The following is a 21,514-nucleotide window of genomic DNA, read 5'->3' on the forward strand; positions in this document are numbered from 1 at the left end:
ATCCCTCACCAATCGCTGCGATGTTGCTACGCATGCATTACGCTTGAATATTCACTGGTCAGATTATAAATAGTAAAGAACTGAATAATAGTGAATAAATAAACCAAATTCTCCTTCACCTCTACCCGTTTGATATAGATATTTTCATGCAATTTCATAACTTATATCGTTTCTTGCCAACCATATAACTAAAGATAAATTAATTTTGTATTTTATCTTACACTTAGGAAATAAACCCACCCCAACATTTGGTATTATTTGATATGTTTCTGATTAAGAAATTTCTAACTATTTATTGCCACCAACCATACAAAAATAATTAACCTCATAAGATATAAGAACATTCCATTATTCTCATTCCTAACTAGACTATGTTCAGAGGGAGTTGCCAGGAATTATTTTTACAATAATTCAATATGTTAATTATAAAATAGTATTATTTAATTTGAGGAAAGTATATGAGTCCTAAGAATGATTTTAAAGCTTTTTCTATTAGTAATAATGCTAACGTAGTAAGCCAAGAAGGGTATGAAACAAACCCGGCTTTAAAGACTGGATTTCCATCAGAAAACATTACCACTCATTTACTCAATAAGGTATTACGTCAATCTTCAACAATATCATCTGTAATAGCTAATTTTATCGCTACACAATATGGCAATGATGTTCTGGATGATGGGGATATAGTTAAACTCACTAGTCAATTAAATAAAGCCTTAGAAAAAAAGATCGCGACAGAAGTGGCAAGCGCTTCACTCACCCAAAAAGGAATAGTCCAACTCACAGATAAAATAGGCAACAACAATTCCCTTGCGGCCACGCAAAAACTTGTTTCTGATGTAAATGATAATGCTAACAACAGATTAGCAAAAAACCAAAATGGCGCAGACATTCTTGATAAAAACGTGTTTGTGAAAAATCTCGGCTTAGCGGAAACCGTCAATTTAACTAAAAATGCGGTGCCGAATAGTAGAAAAATTAATGGGAAAGTGTTAACTGGGGATATCAATCTGAATGCCGGGGATGTAGGGGCATTTAAGCTTGGACTAACAGGAAACAACACTGTTAGTAATCAAGTCCCCTGGAACGCAAACACAGGGTTATATGATTTACTGAACCCTGGCATAGATTCTTCACATATTGCTCATTTCAATAATGGCGTTGGAAGCTGCCCGGCTTTTCAGTTGAAAGTACGATACAGAAACGGCGGAATTGCTTATCGCTCTGCCCGTGATAATTTTGGCTTTGAGGAAGATTGGACTGATATTTATACAACAAAAAATAAACCAACGGCGGCGGATATTGGGGCAGTTAAGCTCGGATTAACAGAAAGATACACTATTAGTAATCAAGTCCCTTGGAACGTAAACACAGGGTTATATGATTTACTGAACCCTGGCATAGATTCTTCACATATTGCTCATTTCAATAATGGAGCTGGAAGTTGCCCAGCTTTTCAGTTGAAAGTACGATACAGAAACGGCGGGATTGCTTATCGCTCTTCCCGTGATAATTATGGCTTTGAGGAAGATTGGACTGATATTTATACAACAAAAAATAAACCAACGGCGGCGGATATCGGGGCATATACAAAATCCGAAGGATCTGAATTTATCCAGCCAAAGTATATTAATCCAGCGAATATCAGTGATCTTACCGCATGGATAAAATCATTGCCGCAGGGTGGTCATGCATTCAGATTTGCAGAAAATCATGGTGGCATTGGATATCCGTGGTCAGGCGGCTATGTAACAAGAATGCATGACATATGGGCGGGATTTGTCGCGGATTATAGCTCTGCCAATATTAGCTTCATTCACGGAAATGATGGGGGAGGAAATACAAAAGTTAGCCGAGTTCTGACAGACAAAAACGCACATTTCGACACTAACGGCATTCTCAGAGTATCCAGCCCAGTTGTAGATATTCATCCAGACGGAACTTACGAGTTAACCAGCGAAGCTGAGGGAGTGACGGTTAAGCGTATAGATACAGGGAAATATCGTATCAGCGGTTGCAATGGTTTTGCCAAAGATGGCGCGTGGGGAATTCACGGCGGAACTATTATCCCGGCAGACAGCAATGGATTAAATCTGATTTGGGTGCGTGAATCGGTAGACACATCCAGCGGCGATATAACCATCGAATGTTACCATCGTCAAAATAAAGACGCTCCGGAATTTGCTCAAAATAAGCGTGTCAAAAGCGTAACTGCAACAGGAGAAGTCGTTTATTACCATGATGCTGAACCATGCGATATTCCAGACGGAAGAGTCATTAATATTCGTGTGCAACTACCTGAGAAGTCATAATAATGTAATCAGGGCTACTTAGCTCTCCTGCATTATTACAATTTGTTGAAACACAGAAAATCGGTTAACAAACCTCGTTCAAAATGACGAGGTTTGTTTTTTTCATCCATAAAACATCTGATATAGGAAAGATCACCGATTAACTACATTTAATAACAAATGATTTAAAGAAATCAATCCAATTTGCATTACGAATGATTATTAACGCAAAAAACTATTGTCATCGGTTTCCATATTAAAACCCCCAAGCAAACCAAGCACATCTTGACCCAGGTATCAGTCCAAATTCTTTAACACCTCGGCTTAACATACCAAGATTTGACGCAGTAAATTATTACCTCAATAACTCATTATAATTCACAATAATCACAGTCTGGCTCAGAAACAACAACAATTACATTCACTACCTCATCATTTATTAATTAGATGGTTCATCGTTATTATTTTACAAGTTATAAGTTATTCAATAAAAGTAAAAAAACTTTATCAATAATCTCATTACTATCAATTCATTATCCGAACGATTATTACCAAGATTATTATTAAAGAAAATAGTCAATTGAAATATCATGGCTATAAATTACTGGATATAAATAGCATTTCACAATAGTGCTATAGTTTATTCGCTTGATTGACATCATAACCGAATTAAATTCCAAATAATTAAAATAATAAGTCTTGTTTATCAACCAAATATTATAAAATAAAATTCCATTACATAAAATGGTCGTGTAATATAATTAAAAACAAGAATGTATTTTATAACCAAAAATAAGGTAACTAAAATGACAATATCATTGGAAAATAATATAGATGTACAAGACAATAATATTAAATTACACCTTTTGACTTTAGAAGCGTTAGATATGATTAAAAAGAAAAGTTTTAATCAGTCAGACTCTGTGTCTCCACAAGGTGTTGTATCCAGTGTATTAAGTATTTTATTAAAACTGACGTACAAAAAACTGACAGAACCTAAAGAAGTCGATGTCATTGGGATTATTCAAGATGCATTAATTAAATATACTAGTGAATGGTTAGAAGCAGAGTATCAAGCCGTAAGAAAAGATGCAGAAAGTTTACAAGATGCCATCGCATCTTATCAAAAAAATCCCACAGATGAAGCAAGACAATTAATTGTAGTTCGTAATGAAATCGCGATAGCGGATATGCGTCGCTTGTGTATTCTCAGTATTAATACAGCGAAGAAAAACAGTATTCCTCTCTTATCCAGCATTTGTGCCCTTTCCTGTTTATTATACTTTTTTACATTAAGAGATACCTTGGTTAATGGATCAGAATGGGGTTATTCACCTGATGATCTTCAAAAATACAGCAAAGCAATAGCCGAACAAGCAGATATTATGTTTAACGATATTCTAATTGCCGCTCTTAATAACTATAACAGTGAAGATTTTTATGAGCCAGAGACACAGGCAAAGCGCTCAATGATATATTGGACAAGTGACTATACTAATATTCAATCCCATTTCACTTTTGGCGCACAACGAAAATCTTCGCGTGTCTGTTTAGATCCAAATGACACAGATAATTTATTTATCGACCATAACTACAATAATATTTTTCTCGGCGATGTATTTTTGAATGGTGGTAGGTCATCTAGAAAAGGTAGCTATAATTATCTTTCAGCAACAGAACCACAAACGTATGAGCGTGGCCCGACTCAAATTACCTTACAGGTTAAATCGGCAGGACGGTATCGTTTACGCATGTATTATGCCTATATGTCAGATTCATTCAATTTTGATTCGGCAATTCAAATGAAGCTAGAACAATCAAACAGCACTATTTTCGATCAAAATATCAAATTCTTTACCGAAAAAGTTTTAACACCTTATAAATCAGGTTCAAACTACGGGCCGGTTGTATATCGGACAACTGAGGTTGATTTAAAGGCTGGGCCTCTAGTGTTAACATTACATGAAGAAGAAGGTAAACGTCTATCTGGTGAGGGATTAATTCAGCATATTGAATTTTTAGGACTATAATATTGCATGAGATTGTCACTGAGACCTTGGTGACAGTCTCAACTCAACAACCACCGATTTTAGTCGGTGGTTGTTGAGTTATCCATTCAGACATGACAAGCAATATACTTTTATAGATATTCAGCTTGTGGGAATTAAAAGATTGTGACTTGCCTTATTTCTTAATCAGGAGATTTTATAAAGCAACAAGTGGGACAATAGAGGACTCCCTCAGCAGGGAGCCTAAATGATAAATTAACACCAAAAATAGATCGAACTTATTTACGACGCCAGCTTGTCCCCTGCGGACCATCTTCCAGCTCGATACCCATCTCATTTAACTGATTACGAGCAGAATCTGCCAGCGCCCAATCTTTATTTTTACGGGCATCATTACGCTGCTTAATCAGCGCTTCAATTTTAGCAATCTCTTCATCGTCAGCCTGAACACCACGGTGCAGGAATTGCTCCGGCTCTTGTTGCAATAAACCTAAAATACCAGCCAACTTGCGTAATTCGGCCGCTAAACCATTCGCTGCGTCCATATCTTCTGATTTCAGGCGGTTAATTTCACGCGCCATATCAAACAGTACCGAATAAGCCTCTGGCGTATTGAAGTCATCATTCATCGCTTCAATGAAACGCTCCTCAAATACTTCACCACCGGCTGGCTGTACAGAAGCATCTGTACCTCGCAGAGCGGTATAAAACCGTTCAAGTGCGGTACGAGCCTGCTTTAGGTTATCTTCTGTATAGTTAAGTTGACTGCGATAATGACCTGACAACAAGAAATAACGCACTGTCTCTGCATCGTAATATTCCAATACGTCACGGATAGTAAAGAAGTTGTTCAGCGATTTGGACATCTTCTCTTTATCCACCATCACCATCCCTGAATGCATCCAGTAATTCACATACGGGCCATCATGGGCACAAGTAGATTGCGCAATTTCGTTTTCGTGATGGGGAAACATCAGATCAGCGCCACCACCATGAATATCAAAATGATTACCTAGCTGTTTGCTATTCATGGCAGAACATTCAATGTGCCAACCCGGACGGCCCGCCCCCCACGGCGATTCCCAGCTTGGTTCCCCAGGCTTGGACATTTTCCACAATACGAAATCCATCGGGTTACGCTTAGCATCAGCCACTTCCACTCGCGCCCCGGCTTGTAACTGGCTGAGATCCTGACGGGAAAGTGATCCGTAATCCTGATCACTCTCGACGGAAAACATGACATCGCCATTATCTGCAACATAAGCATGACCACGTTTTATCAACGATTCAGTCAATGCAATAATCTCCGGGATATGCCGGGTCGCACGAGGTTCCAGATCAGGGCGTAAGATATTCAGCGCGTCAAAATCTTTATACATTTCCGCCAACATACGGCCAGTCAGATCATCACAACTTTCACGGTTTTCCGCCGCCCGCTTGATGATTTTGTCATCAACATCGGTCACATTACGTACATAGGTCAAATCGTATCCCAAATAACGCAGATAACGAGCAACCACATCAAAAGAAACAAAGGTTCTGCCGTGACCAATATGGCACAGGTCATAAATCGTGATACCACACACGTACATCCCTACTTTCCCCGGATGGATTGGCTTAAATTCTTCTTTCTGACGGCTGAGGGTATTGAAAATTTTTAGCATCGAGATTTTCCGTAAATTCACTGTACGTGTGTTAAAAATAACGAATTGATAATTCTGGATTTATGTCCTTATCTCATCAATAAATGCTCGATATGGCATAGTCCAATAGGATATTGAAACCTGATATTAAGCGCTTTGCAAGGCTAGCGATCAATATAGTCTACTGAAACTAATAGGTACTGACTCATTATGGTATATGTGATATAAAAGCCGCCTGGTCCGAATGCCCTAACTGGGTTAGTCAAAACTATTATTAGGATTTCAATTATGGTGACTTTCCATACCAATTTTGGCGATATCGTAATTAATACTTTCGCCGACAAAGCTCCTGTAACTGTTGAGAATTTCTTGAACTACTGCCGCAATAGCTTCTACGATAATACTATTTTCCACCGTGTTATTAACGGTTTCATGATTCAGGGTGGCGGATTTGAACCTGGTATGAAACAAAAGCCGACTGATGCAACTATCAAAAACGAAGCCAATAACGGTCTGAAAAACAACCGTGGTACTTTGGCAATGGCCCGCACCAACGATCCACATTCAGCAACTGCGCAGTTTTTCATTAACGTTGTTGATAATGATTTCCTGAACTTCCGCTCTGAGCGCCCTGATGGTTGGGGTTACTGCGTCTTTGCCGAAGTGATCGAAGGTATGGATGTTGTTGATAAAATCAAAGGCGTTTCTACCGGTCGCAGCGGTATGCACCAGGATGTACCACTCGAAGATGTTATCATCGAAAAAGTGACTGTCAGCGAATAACTCACTGAATATGTGCACACTTTTTATCGCAGATTTACATCTCAGCGAACATGAACCGGCAATCACTGCCGGTTTTCTGCGTTTTTTGCATGAAGATGCCATTCAAGCCGATAGCCTCTATATTCTCGGTGATCTGTTCGATTACTGGATCGGCGATGATGATGACAATCCTCTCCACCGTGAAATCGCCAGCGCATTAAAAACGGTGCGACAACAAGGTGTTACCTGTTACTTTATTCATGGCAACCGTGACTTTCTGCTCGGTTCGCGCTTCGCTAAAGAGAGTGGCGTCATATTGCTCCCACAGGAAAAAGTACTGGAACTGTACGGTAAGCGAGTACTTATTCTGCACGGCGATACCTTGTGTACTGATGACGAAGGTTATCAACGATATCGTAAGCGGGTTCATACCCCGTGGATTCAACGTCTGTTTCTACTGCTACCTCTGTCTATCCGCCAAAAAATTGCCGTAAAAATGCGAGCCAACAGCCAATCGGTCAACAGCAGAAAATCCGAAGCCATTATGGATGTAAACCAGCAAGCTGTTATTGATACTTTTGAGCGGTATCAAGCTGACTGGATGATTCACGGACACACCCACCGCCCTTTTGTACATGAAGTTCCTCTGTATGATAAAACCGTTTACCGCGGTGTGCTTGGCGCATGGCATCATCAGGGATCGATGTTCAAAATAACAGATAAATCAATCGATCTTATCTCTTTCCCATTCTGATTAACCAGAAGCCCCCATATCCAACATCACAATGAAAGTATAAAGTAACGCAATCGTTTTCCTTAGCTTGTGAGCATGATATGATCCGCGGCCTTAAAGCGTTATTTTCATTCTGGTGGACGTTAAAACACAGGAGCATTTGATTTATGACTGCCCAACCTGATTTAGCAGGAACAACTCAACACAATGCCAAAATCGCCGTTGTCATGGGTTCTAAAAGCGATTGGACGACGATGCAGCATGCGGCTGATATTCTCACTTCTCTTAATGTACCTTTTCATGTTGAAATTGTTTCTGCTCACCGTACACCCGATAAACTATTCAGTTTTGCCGAGCAAGCTGAACAAAATGGTTTTGATGTCATTATCGCTGGCGCCGGCGGCGCTGCTCATCTACCCGGCATGTTGGCGGCTAAAACGCTGGTGCCGGTTCTCGGCGTACCCGTACAAAGCGCTACACTGAATGGGGTAGACAGTCTTTACTCTATCGTACAGATGCCAAAAGGGATTCCTGTCGGCACACTTGCGATTGGGAAAGCCGGCGCGGCAAATGCAGCTCTACTGGCGGCACAGATTCTAGCTCGTCATGATAAAGATTTACTGCAACGCCTCAGTCATTGGCGTGAAACACAAACTCAGGATGTACTCAATAATCCCGATCCGCGGGAGGAAGCATGAAGCCAGTTTGTGTATTAGGCAATGGTCAGCTTGGTCGCATGTTACGTCAAGCTGGCGAGCCTTTAGGTATCACGGTTTATCCTGTTGGCCTCGATGCAGAACCGGAAGCGGTTCCTTATCAGAATAGCGTTATTACCGCTGAAATTGAGCGCTGGCCGGAAACCGCCCTTACTCAGGAACTTGCCCGCCATAAGGCTTTTGCTAATCGAGATATTTTTCCCCGTCTGGCTGATCGTCTGCCGCAAAAACAGTTAATAGATAGCCTTGGGCTGGCAACGGCTCCGTGGCAATTACTCTCTGATACCAACCAATGGCCGCAATTATTCTCTGAACTCGGTAGTTTCGTTATCGTTAAGCGCCGTACTGGCGGTTATGATGGCCGAGGGCAATGGCGTATTCGTCCCGGAGATGAAATAGCATTACCCGCTGATATTTATGGTGAATGTATTGCTGAACAAGCCATTCCTTTTTCGGGCGAAGTTTCACTGGTCGGCGCCCGCAATAAAAATGGCGATTGTGTGTTCTATCCCTTAGCCCACAATTTGCATCAAGATGGCATTCTCCGCGCCAGTATTGTCTCTCCTCAGGAAAATAACCATTTACAGCATTATCATCTACAACAGCAGGCTGAGAGTATGTTGTCAGCGATTATGCACGAGTTGAAATATATCGGCGTGATGGCAATGGAATGTTTTATTGTCGGTGATAATTTATTAATTAACGAACTCGCGCCACGCGTGCACAACAGCGGTCATTGGACTCAGAACGGCGCATCTATCAGCCAGTTTGAATTACATCTTCGCGCTATTCTGGATTTGCCCCTACCTCGGCCAGAAGTCACTGCACCGTCAGTTATGATCAATTTGATTGGTACAGATATCAATACACAATGGCTCAGTTTGCCCTTGGTACATTTACATTGGTATGAGAAAGAAGTCCGTCCTGCACGTAAAGTTGGTCATCTTAATCTTTCTCACTTTGATAAAAATGAATTAAAAGATACATTGCAGAAACTTGTTCCCATGCTGCCCCCTGAATATCAGAGTGGCCTTGAATGGGTACAGGAAAAACTAATTTAACTAACGCCTAACACTAACGTTGTTTATTTATCGATCTTGTTATCTTGATTTGTATCCACAATAGTCCCACAGTAAGGATACAAATTAAGAGACAAAGAGGGACATATGAATACGGCTATATTAAAAGTTCGTGTTTCTGAAAAACTGAAAAATGCGATGGCACAAGCCGCCCGGAATAATAATTTGAATATGTCTAGCTTTGTCCGTCTGGTATTAACTAGAGCGACAAAAGAACACCATGTTCCTAATGCTACAACACAGGCAGCGATCCATGAGCTGGAAAGTGGTGGCGGTACAAGTGTAGGTACCATAGATGAATTTTGGGATAAAATAATAGATGACAAACGTCCATCAAAATAATCAAACGTTTGTCATTTAATGGCTTGGGATTAACTGTGGAAGCGGAAGTAAATAACTTACCGCCCCACATTCCAGCTTATTTATATTACTTCAAACTTCAATTATCATATTGATCTATTAGCATTCATCGATCTGGATATTGTGTCTACAATCGTTCTGGTTGTTTGATCTATTTCGTAATTAAGTAAGTCACCAACTTTGATATTACTAAGATTGGTAGTCCTTAACGTTTCTGGAATTAAATTCAATTCTATAGTTTTATCTTCTTCATTTATACCATTTATTGTCAAGCTACAACCATGTAACCCAATAAAACCTTTATGGAAAAAATATCTGATATTATCTCCAGGAATATTAATCACTAATCGATAAGTTTCGCCAGTTTTGATAAATTCAACGACTTCTGCCACACCTTCAATATGCCCATATAGACTATGACCGCCATTTTCTTTATTCATTTGATGTGATCTTTCAATATTAACTTCATCCCCCACATTTAAAAACTTTAATGTGGTCACATCAGCCGTAAAATCTGATATATCAAACCAGACGACATCGTTCTTAAATTGGGTGACAGTCAGGCATGTACCATTAATCGCCACACTGGCCCCCACAGAGACATCATCAAAGAAATGGTTATTATTACTGACGGTTAATGTACTAAACCCGTCTTTTTTATCAAGAGATAATACGCTTTCTTTTCCTTGTACAATTCCAGTATACATAATCACCCTCTTTCTATTTATATTTAAGTAGAAATGCCCTTGTTACATTAAGAGAATTTATGGTTTTCATGAATATATCTAATAAAATTTTATTAGCTCCATTAACCACATTTTCCTACCCATATTCAAAAAATATCTGTTATATACTTGATTTAAATCAAAATTTTAATAAAACATTTAAAAGCCAATAAACTACTTTACCCTATAGTTTTTAACTATATCAAGCTTTTTGTAGAATGGATTATTTCTTACTATTAAATTGACAATTATCAAATATAAACAGAGATAGAGTCGAAGATTATTTTTATAACTTATGGAAACACTTTAATTTGAATACTTATTATTTAATTAAAAGCATATAATAATAAAATTACCAGGCAAATAATTACAATTTTCAATACTTCATTTACAACTTAATTTTTATTCCTTGAAAAACACTTTACTATATATTTTAAAACCAAAGCAATAATTATTTAAATTCGAAAATGATTTTGATTATACAAAAACAGGCGTCCATTTATTATTATTTTTCATTACTATTTTCCATTTGAAATTAATTATATATTTAAGTTAACTAAAATATAATTACCACAAATATTTTCACAAAACCATTAATCAACAATATTTCCCCAACTCTCAACACAAAGTTAAATAAAAAACCTATTGCTAATTCAATAATCAATGTATTAGTAACACTGAAAAATCACTAAGGTTAAAATAATCTTATCTTTCTACTCCCTCCTCCTTTCATCAATAAAATCAAATATCCCTTTGACAAAACTGTCTCATTAGATCAATGCTAGCAATCACCAGCCCGATACCGCATGAGAAAGGGAATCTTCGTGTTACTTGCCACAAAAATCCATAATACGAAAAACTATCCCCCGCTTTTTTTCACCTCAAGGCTCTCTTCTCCATTTTGCGGCGCCGCTTATCTGGCAATGACTTGGCGCTGGATAGGCACTCGATTAAAGAGGAGTGGATTACCTGCAACGCTATTACTGCTACCAACAATCAATCAAGCTCAAGCCGGTCATTTTGTCAATTTTCAATCGATTGATACCAGCCTTTATATGCAATTTGAAAATCGGGTCGATCCCCAAAAAACCATTTCGCCGATTTTAGAGGCTTTTGGCGACTATAGTGTCGGCGATATGTACGTCTATAGTATTTGGCAAAACTCGCTGCAAAGTGATTACCAAGGTGATAAGAGCACCTACTATTATAAATTTGTCCCCAGAGTGAGCTTGAGTAAAGTCACTGGTAATGACGTCTCTTTTGGGCCGGTAAAAGATATTTTGTTCGCTCAATGGATCGCCAAAACGAAAGGGGTAGATTACGACTATTTCCCCGGTGTCAGTATTGACTGGCAAGCTAGCTGGATTAGCTGGCTACGTACAATTTTCTATTTTGAGAATAACGCCAAAGGAAGCTGGAATGACCAACGAATTCATATCGATTACGGCATTCCCTTCAATAATAGCTTAGGGGATTTTCGGGTTGTCGGGACTTTTGACTATACCTTAGGTTTGCATGGACAACCTGAAACTATCGATTTCAAACCAGAGTTGCATTACGATTTGGGGAAACTCCTTGGCAATCAACCCGGTCATTTATGGACAGGCATTGTTTTGAACCCCATAAAAAATAAATACAAAATAAGAGATACCCCTTATTATCGAACGGATCAATTTAGCTATGGGGTCTTTATTCGATATAGTTTTTTCTGATATCGGAATAAAATATCAGAAATTTTCTGATGGCCTTTATCCTGATGGAGTCAAAATGCCCATTCAACATGACCAGTTCGGACGTACTTATCAGTGGCTCCTACTGATACTTTTGGGTTTGATTTACTTTCTGGTCACCGCAACCACATTTACTTCGCTGGGCGTTGTATTACCTAGCATGATTAAGGAATTACACTGGAGTTGGACCGATGCCGGTTTGGGGTTCACGTTACTGGGCCTGTCATGTGGGCTGTCCAGTTACCTTCCAGCGATGTTTATTCGTCGTACAGGCGTTCGCACTACTTTGATGATCGGTACGCTCACCTTTATCACCAGTTTTTATATCCTCTATAACACCTACAGTATCGCAGCCTATTTTACCGGTACCACATTATTAGGGATCGGTTTTAGTCTTATGGCGACGGTTCCCGGTACTTATGTCATTAGCCGGCTTTTTAAAAAACAGTCATTGGCTTTTGGTATCTATTTTACCATCGGGGGATTAGGAGGCGTGGTCGGTCCGTGGATCTATTTCCTGGCAACAGTATTTTGGGAAAACTGGCGTATGCACTGGGCAATTTCAGGGATATCACTCACCCTGATTAGTTTATTAACCATTTTATTTATGCGCGAAGGTAAAAAGGAAAACGCCCACGCTGAAAAGGTTAGTAAAAATCAACAAGACCAGCTCCCCACCAGTATCTATCGCACCAAGGAAATATGGAATGTCCGGCAAGCGCTGCACACCTGGCAATTTTATGCCATTGCCGCCGCTTATACCTCTTTTTTACTGTGTGGGATAACCGTTAATAGTTTTGCAGTCGCCCATATTACTGAAAATGGATTCAGTGAATCTGTTGCCGCCTCCTCCCTCAGTATTTTGGCTTTTATCAATGCGTTCTCACGATTTGCAGGAGGCGCGGTTGGTGAATGGATCGATCCCAAAAAATTGCTTATCGGTAGTCTATCGATAATTATCTGCGGCCTTATCGCACTCAGTGCCGCCACTTCATGGACATTTTTAATCCTGTTCACATTGTGCATCGGTATCGGCTATGGCATGACTTTTCTGGCATCCAGTATATTGCTGTTCAATTATTTTGGGCGCACGCCTTACTTGGAACTGTTTTCGGTGATGAATCTAATCTCTACTACCGCCTGTATCGCCCCTTTCCTGGTGGGCGCAATTAAGGATTACTCAGGTAGTTTTACACCGGCATTTCTCATTATCGCCATACCAGTGCTAGCTATTCTGATCATCACATTCATGATGCAACCACCTTCACAAATCGTGAAGAAATGTCCTGATGACAACACACTACTTAACTGAATTTAACAATAAAATGAACCTATAAAATATTCCTTACAACAGGCAAACAAGGAATTAATCATGGCAAAGAAAGAATTCGGTGTATTTCTACCCATAGCGAAAGGTGGATGGATTATTTCCAAAAATACACCACCACTCGATGCTTCTTATCAGCAAAACCGTGAAGCGGCTATTCTGGCTGATCAAATTGGTTTGGATTTCATCATGTCAATGAGCAAATGGCGTGGCTTTGGTGGTGAAACGGAACATTGGGGCTGTTCGCTGGAATCCGTTACGATGATGGCAGGTATTGCCGAAGTGACTCATCACGCCCGGCTGATCGCAACTATGCATGCCGGGCTGCATAATCCCGCCGTGACAGCCAAAATGATTGCGACACTGGATCAAATTAGTCATGGCCGCGCCGGGCTGAATATTGTCTCTGGTTCATTCAAAGACGAATTTGAACAGATGGGGGAATGGGATAATAATTTAGACCACGATCAACGTTACGCAATGACCGAAGAGTGGACCCAATTGATCAAACGGCTTTGGAGTGAGAAGCAGGTTAATCATCAGGGAGATTACTTTAATTTCAAGAATTGTGTTTCTGAGCCTAAACCTGTTTCCGTTCCGCGCCCTTATTTGGTCTGTGCCGGTCAATCAGAATGTGGGCTACGTTTTAGTGTACGTAACACCGATGTGTGCTTCATTGGTGGTAAAGATGAAGAAGAAACGCGACAAATTAGTCTGATGGCTAAACGTCTTGCAGCCGAATACAACACAACCACCAAAACCTTTTGTATGTGTACGATTATTTGCGCTGAAACAGATGAAGAAGCTAAAACGCTGGCTGAGTTCTATCGTGATGGCTTGGATATAGATGCAGTTAAAAGCATGATGCACAGTTTTGGCGTCGATATTGGCGGAAAAAGCAATGCGATGGTTGAAAGATCCCAAAACGCTTTTATGACCCACACTGCTATCGGCAACCCGGAAACATGTCGTAAACAATTGTCAGATTTACTGCGTGAATGCGAACTGGACGGGGTTATGTTGATCTTCCCTGATTATGTTAAGGGGTTGACCTCTTTCGGCGAGAAAATATTGCCGCAACTTAGAGCCGAATTTACCTAAACAACGATATACCCGTTATTTTTCAAGTTTCCTCTTTGTCGGCTGCACTCACCCCGGTCACATAGTTCGCTATGCGACTGGGGATTCACTCGTTTGCCGTCGCGATGCATCTTGAAATCCATAGGGTATAGTAGGCCAATAAGCCTGGAATGGGTTCATCACATCTCGACGAGCGATTACCCATTCCCTGAATGTCTGCAAATATCGCCCTTTTATCCCTGAACCCGCCGGTGTAATCCCGTACCCCGTAACAACCGAAGCCCCAACCCACTTCCACACATTGAAAGTAACAAGCTGCTGATTATTGGTAGTAATAGCCACATCTGCCATGCGGGTTGCCACGGAAAATCAAATACTTTGGTCTGTAATAACCAGAGCGCAACCTCAGCCCCTAATGCCGCAGTAAAACCCGCCATTAATCCAAGCAAAGCGAATTCATACCAAAGGGTACGACGCAGTAACGGCTTACTGGCTCCCAAGGTGCGGTAAACCACCAATTCAAGTTGCCGTTGATGCATCCCTACCTGAACCTGCGCCAATAGCAGTAATGCGCCGCAGACCATGACCAACCCAACCATAACCTCTAACGCTTTACTAACCTGCTGCAAAATACCCTGAATTTGCTTAATCATCGCGCCGGTATCAAGCAAGCTCAAGGTTGGAAACTGACGATTAAGATCCGTCAGAAGTCGGCCGTCGCCTTCATAATGGAAACTGGTCAGCCAGGTTTGCTGCTGATTCTCCAATGCTTGTTTCGGGAAAATAAAAAAGAAATTTGGCCGCAAACTTTCCCAATCCACCCGTCGAATACTGCTAACGATAGCGCTAAATTGCTGCGTATCACCACTAAATGTTAGCTTATCGCCGATTTTGATTGCCAAACGTTCAGCAAGTCCCTGCTCAATAGAAACCTCATCCTTCTTTGGCGGCCAGTGACCTTCCACCAAGGTATTAAACGGAGGCAATTCCTCTTTCCATGTCAGGTTCAACTCCCGCTGCACCGTGTTGCTATCCGATTCTCTGGCCTCTGCCCACGCGATAGCTGACTGACCATTAATTTCCGTCAAGCGAGCCAATACCACCGGATAGAATGCCGTAGGTTTAACCTGATACTGAGCCAGCAAATGTTCTACTTGTGGAATTTGCTGTCCAGTCATATTAATCAGAAAGTAGTTTGGACTGTCCGGCGGCAATTGTTGCTGCCAACGGTCAAGCAAGTCTCCCCGGACCACCAGCAACAAAGCAAATAACATAAAGGATAAAGAGAAAGCCGCCAATTGAGCTACGGTCTGAAATGGCTGCCGCAGTAGTCGATTAACCGCCAGACGAAAACTGAGCTGGCGGAGTTTCAGGTGGCGTAATAACCACAAGCCTCCCCAACCAAACACCGCCAGTAATAGCGCAACCATCACCATGCCAGCCAGTAACGCCCATAGCATAGGTTTGGTTCCAACCAACAGACCTAACCCGCTAATGACCACCAATACCGCCAACGGCAGGTAATAGCGAAACGGCCAGATAGGCGCGATAATATCATCACGCAGCACCCTTGATGGTTGGGTTGCCATTAACTGTTTGTACGGACGTATTCCCACCAGTAAAGCGATAACCGATAACGCGCCTAACGCCCATATCCACGGCCAGAATCCAGCTTGCGGCAACATCTTCGGTAACATGGGCGCCAGAATCTGTACAAGCAGATATTCAAACATCAATCCCAGAAGTGTTCCCACCAACGCCGCCGCGATAAGTATCACTAGCCATTGACCAAGCACCCATTTACGCAACGCCCAACGTCCGGCCCCCAGTGTTTTTAGCACTGCGATTAAATCATGACGGCTGCGGCAATAGTGGGTCATTGATACCGCTACCGCGGCGACAGCGAGTAATAACGTCAGCAAAGCCGATAACAACAAGAATTGCTGCGCCCTTTCAATGGATTTCGCCAGCGCCCCGCTATCCTGTTTCAAGGTATACCAGCGTTGATCAGCTTTAAGTTGGGGATCAATGAGCTGCTGATACTGATAAATCGCTTCTTTATCGCCAGAAAACATATAACGATAAGTCAGACGGCTACCCGGTTGAATCGCCCCGGTAGATTGAGCATCATCAAGACTGATTAAAATCCGAGGCGCAATCTGAAAGGGATTGAAACCACTGTCCGGCTCCTGAATTAATTCTCCACTCACCTTAAGCGTGGTGTCACCCACATCGAGGTTATCACCCACTTTGATTTTCAACAGTTCAAGTAAACGAGGCGTGACGAGTACCGTGCCTTTTTCCACTTTCAAACCCGGAGGACTGGTTTCCAGCTCACCATATAACGGGTAATGACTATCCACGGATTTTACATTAGCAAGTTGCGGAACATCCCCGGCATAAGTCATCGTGGTGAAAGAGAGCTGGCGACTCAACGTTAATCCCAAGCTTTTCGCCTGTTGTAACCATCCTTCATCTACGGGATAAGCCGCACGCAGGACTAAATCACCCGCCAGAAAATCCCGACTCTGATAATGGACACTTTGATCAATGCGATCACTGATCCTTCCCAGTGCCAACACACAAGCCACCGCCAGCGTAAGCGATAACCAGACAATCAATAAAGAAGGGGTGCGCCATTCGCGCCAAAACCAACGCCAAATCATCTTTCTTCCCTCAATTTGCCATTAACTAACCGCAAACAACGTTGACAGCGGGCAGCAAGCTGGCTGTCATGCGTCACCAGAATTAATGTTGTGGCGTAATCACGATTAAGAGAAAACAGTAAATCAGCAATCCGATCACCGGTTTGCCGATCCAGATTACCTGTCGGCTCATCAGCAAACAGAATTTTAGGTTGGCTGCTGAATGCCCGCGCCAATGCCACCCTCTGTTGTTCACCACCAGAAAGTTGTGCCGGCATATGTTTCAAACGTTTTCCCAATCCCAATTGTTCCAGCAATTCAACCGCCTGCTTCCTGCTATTGTGTTCAGATTCACCACGCAATAAAGCAGGAAGCTGGACATTTTCTAATGCGTTTAACGTCGGTATTAACATAAATGACTGAAAGACAAAACCGACATTTTCAGCCCGCAGTTGCGCCCGCTGTTCTTCATTCATCTGGCTTAAATTATTCCCTAGCAGCCGAACCTCCCCGCCACTGCCATCATCTAACCCGGCAATAATGCCAAGCAATGTGGATTTACCCGAACCCGATTCTCCCACTAAAGCGATAGTCTGTGCCGACTCGACAACTAACTCGACTCCCTGCAATATAGTGATCTTATTTTCTCCCTGACCAACGTGCTTACTAAGATGCTGAACTTCAAGAATACTCCCCGTTACCATTTACTTTTCCTTTTATTAGTGATGCTATTTAGCGCCAGAGCGACTGCGGCTGATACCCTTCTGATTCTCGGTGATAGCCTTAGTGCCGGTTACCATCTGCCTGTTGAGCAGTCATGGCCTGCTTTGATGGAAAAAAAGTGGCGGAAATCCGGTAATAAAATCACGGTCATCAACGGTAGCATCAGCGGTAATACCGCAGCTCAAGGTCTTGAGCGGCTACCTGAACTACTTAAACAACATAAACCCCGTTGGGTACTGATAGAACTGGGCGCCAATGATGGACTACGCGGTTTTCCTCCACAACAAACAGAGCAAGATCTGCAACAAATCATTACTTTAGTGAAACAAGCCAATATTCAGCCTTTATTGATGCAGATCCGTCTGCCGCCAAACTATGGGCGCCGTTATACCGAATCTTTCGCCAAGATTTATCCCAAATTGGCAGAACACAATCAAATCCCCCTACTCCCGTTTTATATGGAGCAAGTCGCTATTAAACCGGAGTGGGTGCAACAAGATGGATTACATCCTAATCTAGCAGCCCAACCATTTATCGCCGACTGGATGTCTGACACACTATCAGCACATCTTAATTATTCTTAAGTAGTAAACTATTAGTTTCAACAAATTGATGTCTATAAGCAGGTAAAGTTATGCAAAAGTCCGTTCTTATCACCGGCTGTTCCAGTGGAATTGGTCTGGTGGCGGCCAAAACACTACATCAGCGGGGCTATAGAGTATTAGCAGCCTGCCGGAAACCCGCGGATTTACAACATATGCGCGAGTTAGGACTGGAACCTATCCAATTGGATCTTGATGACAAAATGAGTGTTGAACGCGCCGCCGCCGAGGTCATCAGGCTCACCAATGGCCGTCTTTACGGGCTGTTTAATAACGGCGGCTTTGGTATTTACGGCCCATTAAATACGATCAGTCGTGAACAACTGGAACAGCAATTTTCTACTAATCTATTTGGTACACATCAACTTACCTGCTTATTACTTCCAGCCATGCAACTTCATGGTGAAGGCCGTATTATCCAAACCAGTTCAGTGATGGGATTGATTTCAACCCCAGGCCGCGGTGCTTACTCCGCCAGTAAATATGCCTTGGAAGCCTGGTCAGACGCGTTAAGAATGGAATTAGCCGGAACCGGAATTAAAGCTTGTCTGATTGTTCCTGGCCCGATAAAAACACGTTTCGCAGAAAACGTCAATCAAACGCAAAGCGATAAACCTGTCAGAAACCCCAGAATCGCCCGGCATTTTACCCTAACCCCCGAAGCCGTTGTGCGCAAACTGATTCATGCTCTGGAAAGTCCGAATCCCAAATTACGCTATCCGGTGACTTGGATAACCCACGCAGTCACTATTATGCGTCGAATTTTGCCAGGAAGAGTCATGGATAAAATACTGAGTAAGCAGAGTGGTACAACTTGAAAGTTAAGAAAATAACCTCAATCTATTTAATCATACCCTGCGACAACCAAATTTAAGAGACTAATTATATGTTACCAACTTCTACTGGAATTAATGTTAACGAAAGCAATCTACATCAAACCGTTGAACAGTCTATGACTGTGCCTGTTTTATTTTATTTTTGGTCTGAACGTAGCTCTCATTGTCAAGAATTAGGCGTAATACTGGATAAACTGGCAGCAGAATATGCAAATCAATTCATATTGGCAAAAGTGGATTGCGATAAAGAGCAAATGGTCGCCGCGCAGTTTGGCTTACGAGCCATTCCTACGGTTTATATTATGCGACAAGGCCAACCGGTAGATGGTTTTCAGGGGCCACAACCTGAAATAGCTATCAGAGAGATGCTTGCCCGCGTATTACCCAAGCCGGAAGAGTTGAAAGTCGCTCAGGCAGAGGAACTTATCGCAGCGGGAAAACATCAGGAAGCGCTACCACTACTGAAAGAAGCCTGGCAATTAGCCCCCAAAAACAGTGAAATCGCACTTATGTTGACCGAAGTGCAAATTATGCTCAATAATATAGCAGAGGCCGAGGAAATTCTGAGTCTTATTCCATTACAGGACCAAGATACTCATTATCACAGTTTACTGGCTCAAATTGAGTTACAAAAGCAAGCGGCGGATACACCAGAGATCCAACAATTGCAGCAAGAATTCGCCATTCAACCAGAAAATGCAGAGCTGGCTGTTAAGCTCTCGCTGAAACTGCACGAAGTTAGTCGTAATGAAGAAGCGCTGGAATTATTACTTAGCTTCCTGAAAAAGGACCTTTCCGCTGCCAATGGCGCAGTACGGAAAACAATGATGGATATTATGTCTGCAATGGGGACCAGTAACACCCTGGCTTCAAAATACCGTCGCCAGGTCTATTCACTGCTTTACTGATTTATTTAATTGTAAGGAATTGCTATGGATTTATTCGCTTTTGGTGCCGTACCCATTCTGATCTTTATTGCGGTGGTTATTGTCTTTACTTGTGTAAAAACAGTGCCACAAGGCTATCAATGGACGGTAGAACGCTTCGGTCGTTATACCCGGACTTTATTACCGGGTTTGCATATTATCGTCCCTTTTATCGATCGCATTGGCCGTAAAATTAATATGATGGAACAAGTGTTGGATATTCCTTCACAAGAGGTGATTTCCCGCGATAACGCTAATGTTACCATTGATGCGGTCTGCTTCATTCAGGTTGTCGATCCTGTTCGAGCGGCTTATGAAGTCAGTAACCTTGAACTCTCCATTATCAATCTGACGATGACCAACTTCCGTACCGTTTTGGGTTCAATGGAGCTGGATGAAATGCTGTCACAGCGTGATTCTATCAACAGCCGTCTATTGCATATTGTTGATGAAGCCACTAACCCGTGGGGAGTAAAAATTACCCGTATTGAAATCCGTGATGTGCGTCCACCCAAAGAGTTGATCTCCGCCATGAACGCCCAAATGAAAGCAGAACGTACAAAACGTGCTGATATTTTGGAAGCGGAAGGTATCCGTCAGGCGGCTATTCTGAAAGCAGAAGGAGAAAAACAGTCTCAAATTCTGAAAGCGGAAGGGGAACGTCAATCGGCATTTCTCCAGGCAGAAGCACGTGAACGCGCCGCCGAAGCGGAAGCTCGCGCAACTAAAATGGTGTCCGATGCGATTGCTGACGGTAACATGCAAGCAATTAACTACTTTGTTGCCCAAAAATATACGGACGCACTGACCAGTATCGGCGCCTCCGATAACAGCAAAGTCATTATGATGCCTCTGGAAGCGAGCAATCTAATGGGTGCGATTGGCGGTATTACTGAACTGATTGGCGAAAGCAAAAAAGGTAAGTAATCATGATTGAACAGATTGCGGCTCAAACACCCTGGCTCTGGTTCTCTTTTGGCGGCTTACTGTTAATCGCAGAGCTTCTTGGAACCGGCGGCTATCTGTTATGGACGGGGATAGCCGCTATCGTTGTTGCGTTTGTCACCTGGCTGCTGCCAGGAATGAGCTGGGAATGGCAAGGCGTTCTGTTTGCCACTCTGACGCTGCTTTCCGCAATATTATGGCGCTACTGGTTACGTCGCCGCCCCTCAAAAGGCAGCGATAACCTAAACCAGAAAGACCACCAACTTATCGGTATCCGGGCCAAACTAGCTACAGACACTGAAAATGGTTACAGCCGGATCAAACTGGCTGATGGAAGCTGGCGGGTTCACTGTGGCAGTGAACTACCCGCCAATACCGAAGT

At 42.2% G+C, this 21,514-nt stretch carries 19 protein-coding genes; 15 read left to right on the forward strand and 4 right to left on the reverse strand.

Features of this window, described 5'->3' with window-relative positions; all coding sequences use genetic code 11:
* Nucleotides 1-458 precede the first annotated feature (458 nt).
* Nucleotides 459-2,312, forward strand: a complete 1,854-nt coding sequence (locus tag Phpb_RS04000) for a phage tail protein (protein WP_065389262.1) — start codon at nt 459-461, stop codon at nt 2,310-2,312.
* Nucleotides 2,313-3,097: 785 nt separating this feature from the next.
* Nucleotides 3,098-4,321, forward strand: coding sequence for an insecticidal delta-endotoxin Cry8Ea1 family protein (locus Phpb_RS04005; protein WP_065389263.1), 1,224 nt, complete (start codon nt 3,098-3,100; stop codon nt 4,319-4,321).
* Between the two features lie 257 nt (nt 4,322-4,578).
* Here the strand turns inward: Phpb_RS04005 and cysS are convergent, their stop codons facing one another.
* Nucleotides 4,579-5,964 (reverse strand): cysteine--tRNA ligase, encoded by a 1,386-nt coding sequence (gene cysS / locus Phpb_RS04010; RefSeq protein ID WP_065389264.1) that lies wholly within the window; start codon nt 5,962-5,964, stop codon nt 4,579-4,581.
* A gap of 267 nt (nt 5,965-6,231) precedes the next feature.
* Here cysS and ppiB point away from each other — a divergent pair, with 267 nt between their 5' ends.
* From ppiB to Phpb_RS04035, 5 genes are all read left to right on the forward strand, one after another.
* Entirely contained in the window at nt 6,232-6,726 is a 495-nt protein-coding gene (gene ppiB, locus Phpb_RS04015; RefSeq protein ID WP_046394888.1) for a peptidylprolyl isomerase B, read from the forward strand.
* Between the two features lie 10 nt (nt 6,727-6,736).
* A complete protein-coding gene (lpxH, locus tag Phpb_RS04020; protein ID WP_065389265.1) occupies nt 6,737-7,459 on the forward strand; it encodes a UDP-2,3-diacylglucosamine diphosphatase in 723 nt (240 codons plus the stop codon).
* Between the two features lie 146 nt (nt 7,460-7,605).
* Nucleotides 7,606-8,136, forward strand: a complete 531-nt coding sequence (gene purE / locus Phpb_RS04025) for a 5-(carboxyamino)imidazole ribonucleotide mutase (protein WP_065389266.1) — start codon at nt 7,606-7,608, stop codon at nt 8,134-8,136.
* Complete coding sequence (gene purK / locus Phpb_RS04030) at nt 8,133-9,215, forward strand: 5-(carboxyamino)imidazole ribonucleotide synthase (RefSeq protein ID WP_065389267.1); 1,083 nt, start codon at nt 8,133-8,135, stop codon at nt 9,213-9,215. The genes purE and purK overlap by 4 nt, the downstream gene beginning before the upstream one ends.
* A 105-nt stretch (nt 9,216-9,320) precedes the next feature.
* Nucleotides 9,321-9,575, forward strand: coding sequence for a type II toxin-antitoxin system RelB/DinJ family antitoxin (locus Phpb_RS04035; RefSeq protein ID WP_036808970.1), 255 nt, complete (start codon nt 9,321-9,323; stop codon nt 9,573-9,575).
* A gap of 104 nt (nt 9,576-9,679) precedes the next feature.
* Here Phpb_RS04035 and Phpb_RS04040 read toward each other — a convergent pair whose 3' ends face one another.
* Complete coding sequence (locus Phpb_RS04040; RefSeq protein WP_065389268.1) at nt 9,680-10,300, reverse strand: riboflavin synthase; 621 nt, start codon at nt 10,298-10,300, stop codon at nt 9,680-9,682.
* A gap of 842 nt (nt 10,301-11,142) precedes the next feature.
* Here Phpb_RS04040 and Phpb_RS04045 point away from each other — a divergent pair.
* From Phpb_RS04045 to Phpb_RS04055, 3 genes are read left to right on the forward strand one after another with little or no spacing between them, the layout of a single operon-like run.
* Nucleotides 11,143-12,030, forward strand: a complete 888-nt coding sequence (locus Phpb_RS04045; RefSeq protein WP_240492393.1) for an outer membrane protein OmpK — start codon at nt 11,143-11,145, stop codon at nt 12,028-12,030.
* Nucleotides 12,031-12,085: 55 nt separating this feature from the next.
* The gene (locus Phpb_RS04050; RefSeq protein WP_065389364.1) at nt 12,086-13,360 is read left to right on the forward strand and encodes an MFS transporter; all 1,275 of its coding nucleotides are present in this window, start codon (nt 12,086-12,088) and stop codon (nt 13,358-13,360) included.
* A gap of 60 nt (nt 13,361-13,420) precedes the next feature.
* On the forward strand, nt 13,421-14,476 hold the full coding sequence (locus Phpb_RS04055) for an LLM class flavin-dependent oxidoreductase (protein WP_065389269.1): 1,056 nt from the start codon (nt 13,421-13,423) through the stop codon (nt 14,474-14,476).
* Nucleotides 14,477-14,688: 212 nt separating this feature from the next.
* On the opposite strand, the gene ybbP is transcribed toward Phpb_RS04055, so the two are convergent.
* Nucleotides 14,689-17,121: a putative ABC transporter permease subunit YbbP gene (gene ybbP, locus Phpb_RS04060; protein ID WP_065389270.1), complete on the reverse strand. Its 2,433-nt coding sequence runs from the start codon at nt 17,119-17,121 to the stop codon at nt 14,689-14,691.
* On the reverse strand, nt 17,118-17,804 hold the full coding sequence (gene ybbA / locus Phpb_RS04065; RefSeq protein ID WP_065389271.1) for a putative ABC transporter ATP-binding protein YbbA: 687 nt from the start codon (nt 17,802-17,804) through the stop codon (nt 17,118-17,120). The genes ybbP and ybbA overlap by 4 nt, the downstream gene beginning before the upstream one ends.
* On the opposite strand from ybbA, the gene tesA reads away from it, so the two are divergent.
* From tesA to Phpb_RS04090, 5 genes are all read left to right on the forward strand, one after another.
* Nucleotides 17,775-18,407: a multifunctional acyl-CoA thioesterase I/protease I/lysophospholipase L1 gene (gene tesA, locus Phpb_RS04070; RefSeq protein WP_205634733.1), complete on the forward strand. Its 633-nt coding sequence runs from the start codon at nt 17,775-17,777 to the stop codon at nt 18,405-18,407. The genes ybbA and tesA overlap by 30 nt on opposite strands.
* 50 nt (nt 18,408-18,457) lie before the next feature.
* Nucleotides 18,458-19,243, forward strand: coding sequence for an SDR family oxidoreductase (locus tag Phpb_RS04075; protein ID WP_065389273.1), 786 nt, complete (start codon nt 18,458-18,460; stop codon nt 19,241-19,243).
* A 68-nt stretch (nt 19,244-19,311) separates the two neighbouring features.
* Nucleotides 19,312-20,169, forward strand: a complete 858-nt coding sequence (locus Phpb_RS04080) for a co-chaperone YbbN (protein WP_065389274.1) — start codon at nt 19,312-19,314, stop codon at nt 20,167-20,169.
* A 24-nt stretch (nt 20,170-20,193) separates the two neighbouring features.
* A complete protein-coding gene (locus Phpb_RS04085) occupies nt 20,194-21,114 on the forward strand; it encodes an SPFH domain-containing protein (RefSeq protein WP_036775200.1) in 921 nt (306 codons plus the stop codon).
* A 2-nt stretch (nt 21,115-21,116) separates the two neighbouring features.
* On the forward strand, nt 21,117-21,514 hold a 398-nt coding region (locus Phpb_RS04090; protein WP_109396545.1), incomplete at its 3' end, for an NfeD family protein.

It is taken from the genome of Photorhabdus namnaonensis (genome assembly GCF_001684335.1).
GTDB classification, from domain to species: domain Bacteria; phylum Pseudomonadota; class Gammaproteobacteria; order Enterobacterales; family Enterobacteriaceae; genus Photorhabdus; species Photorhabdus namnaonensis.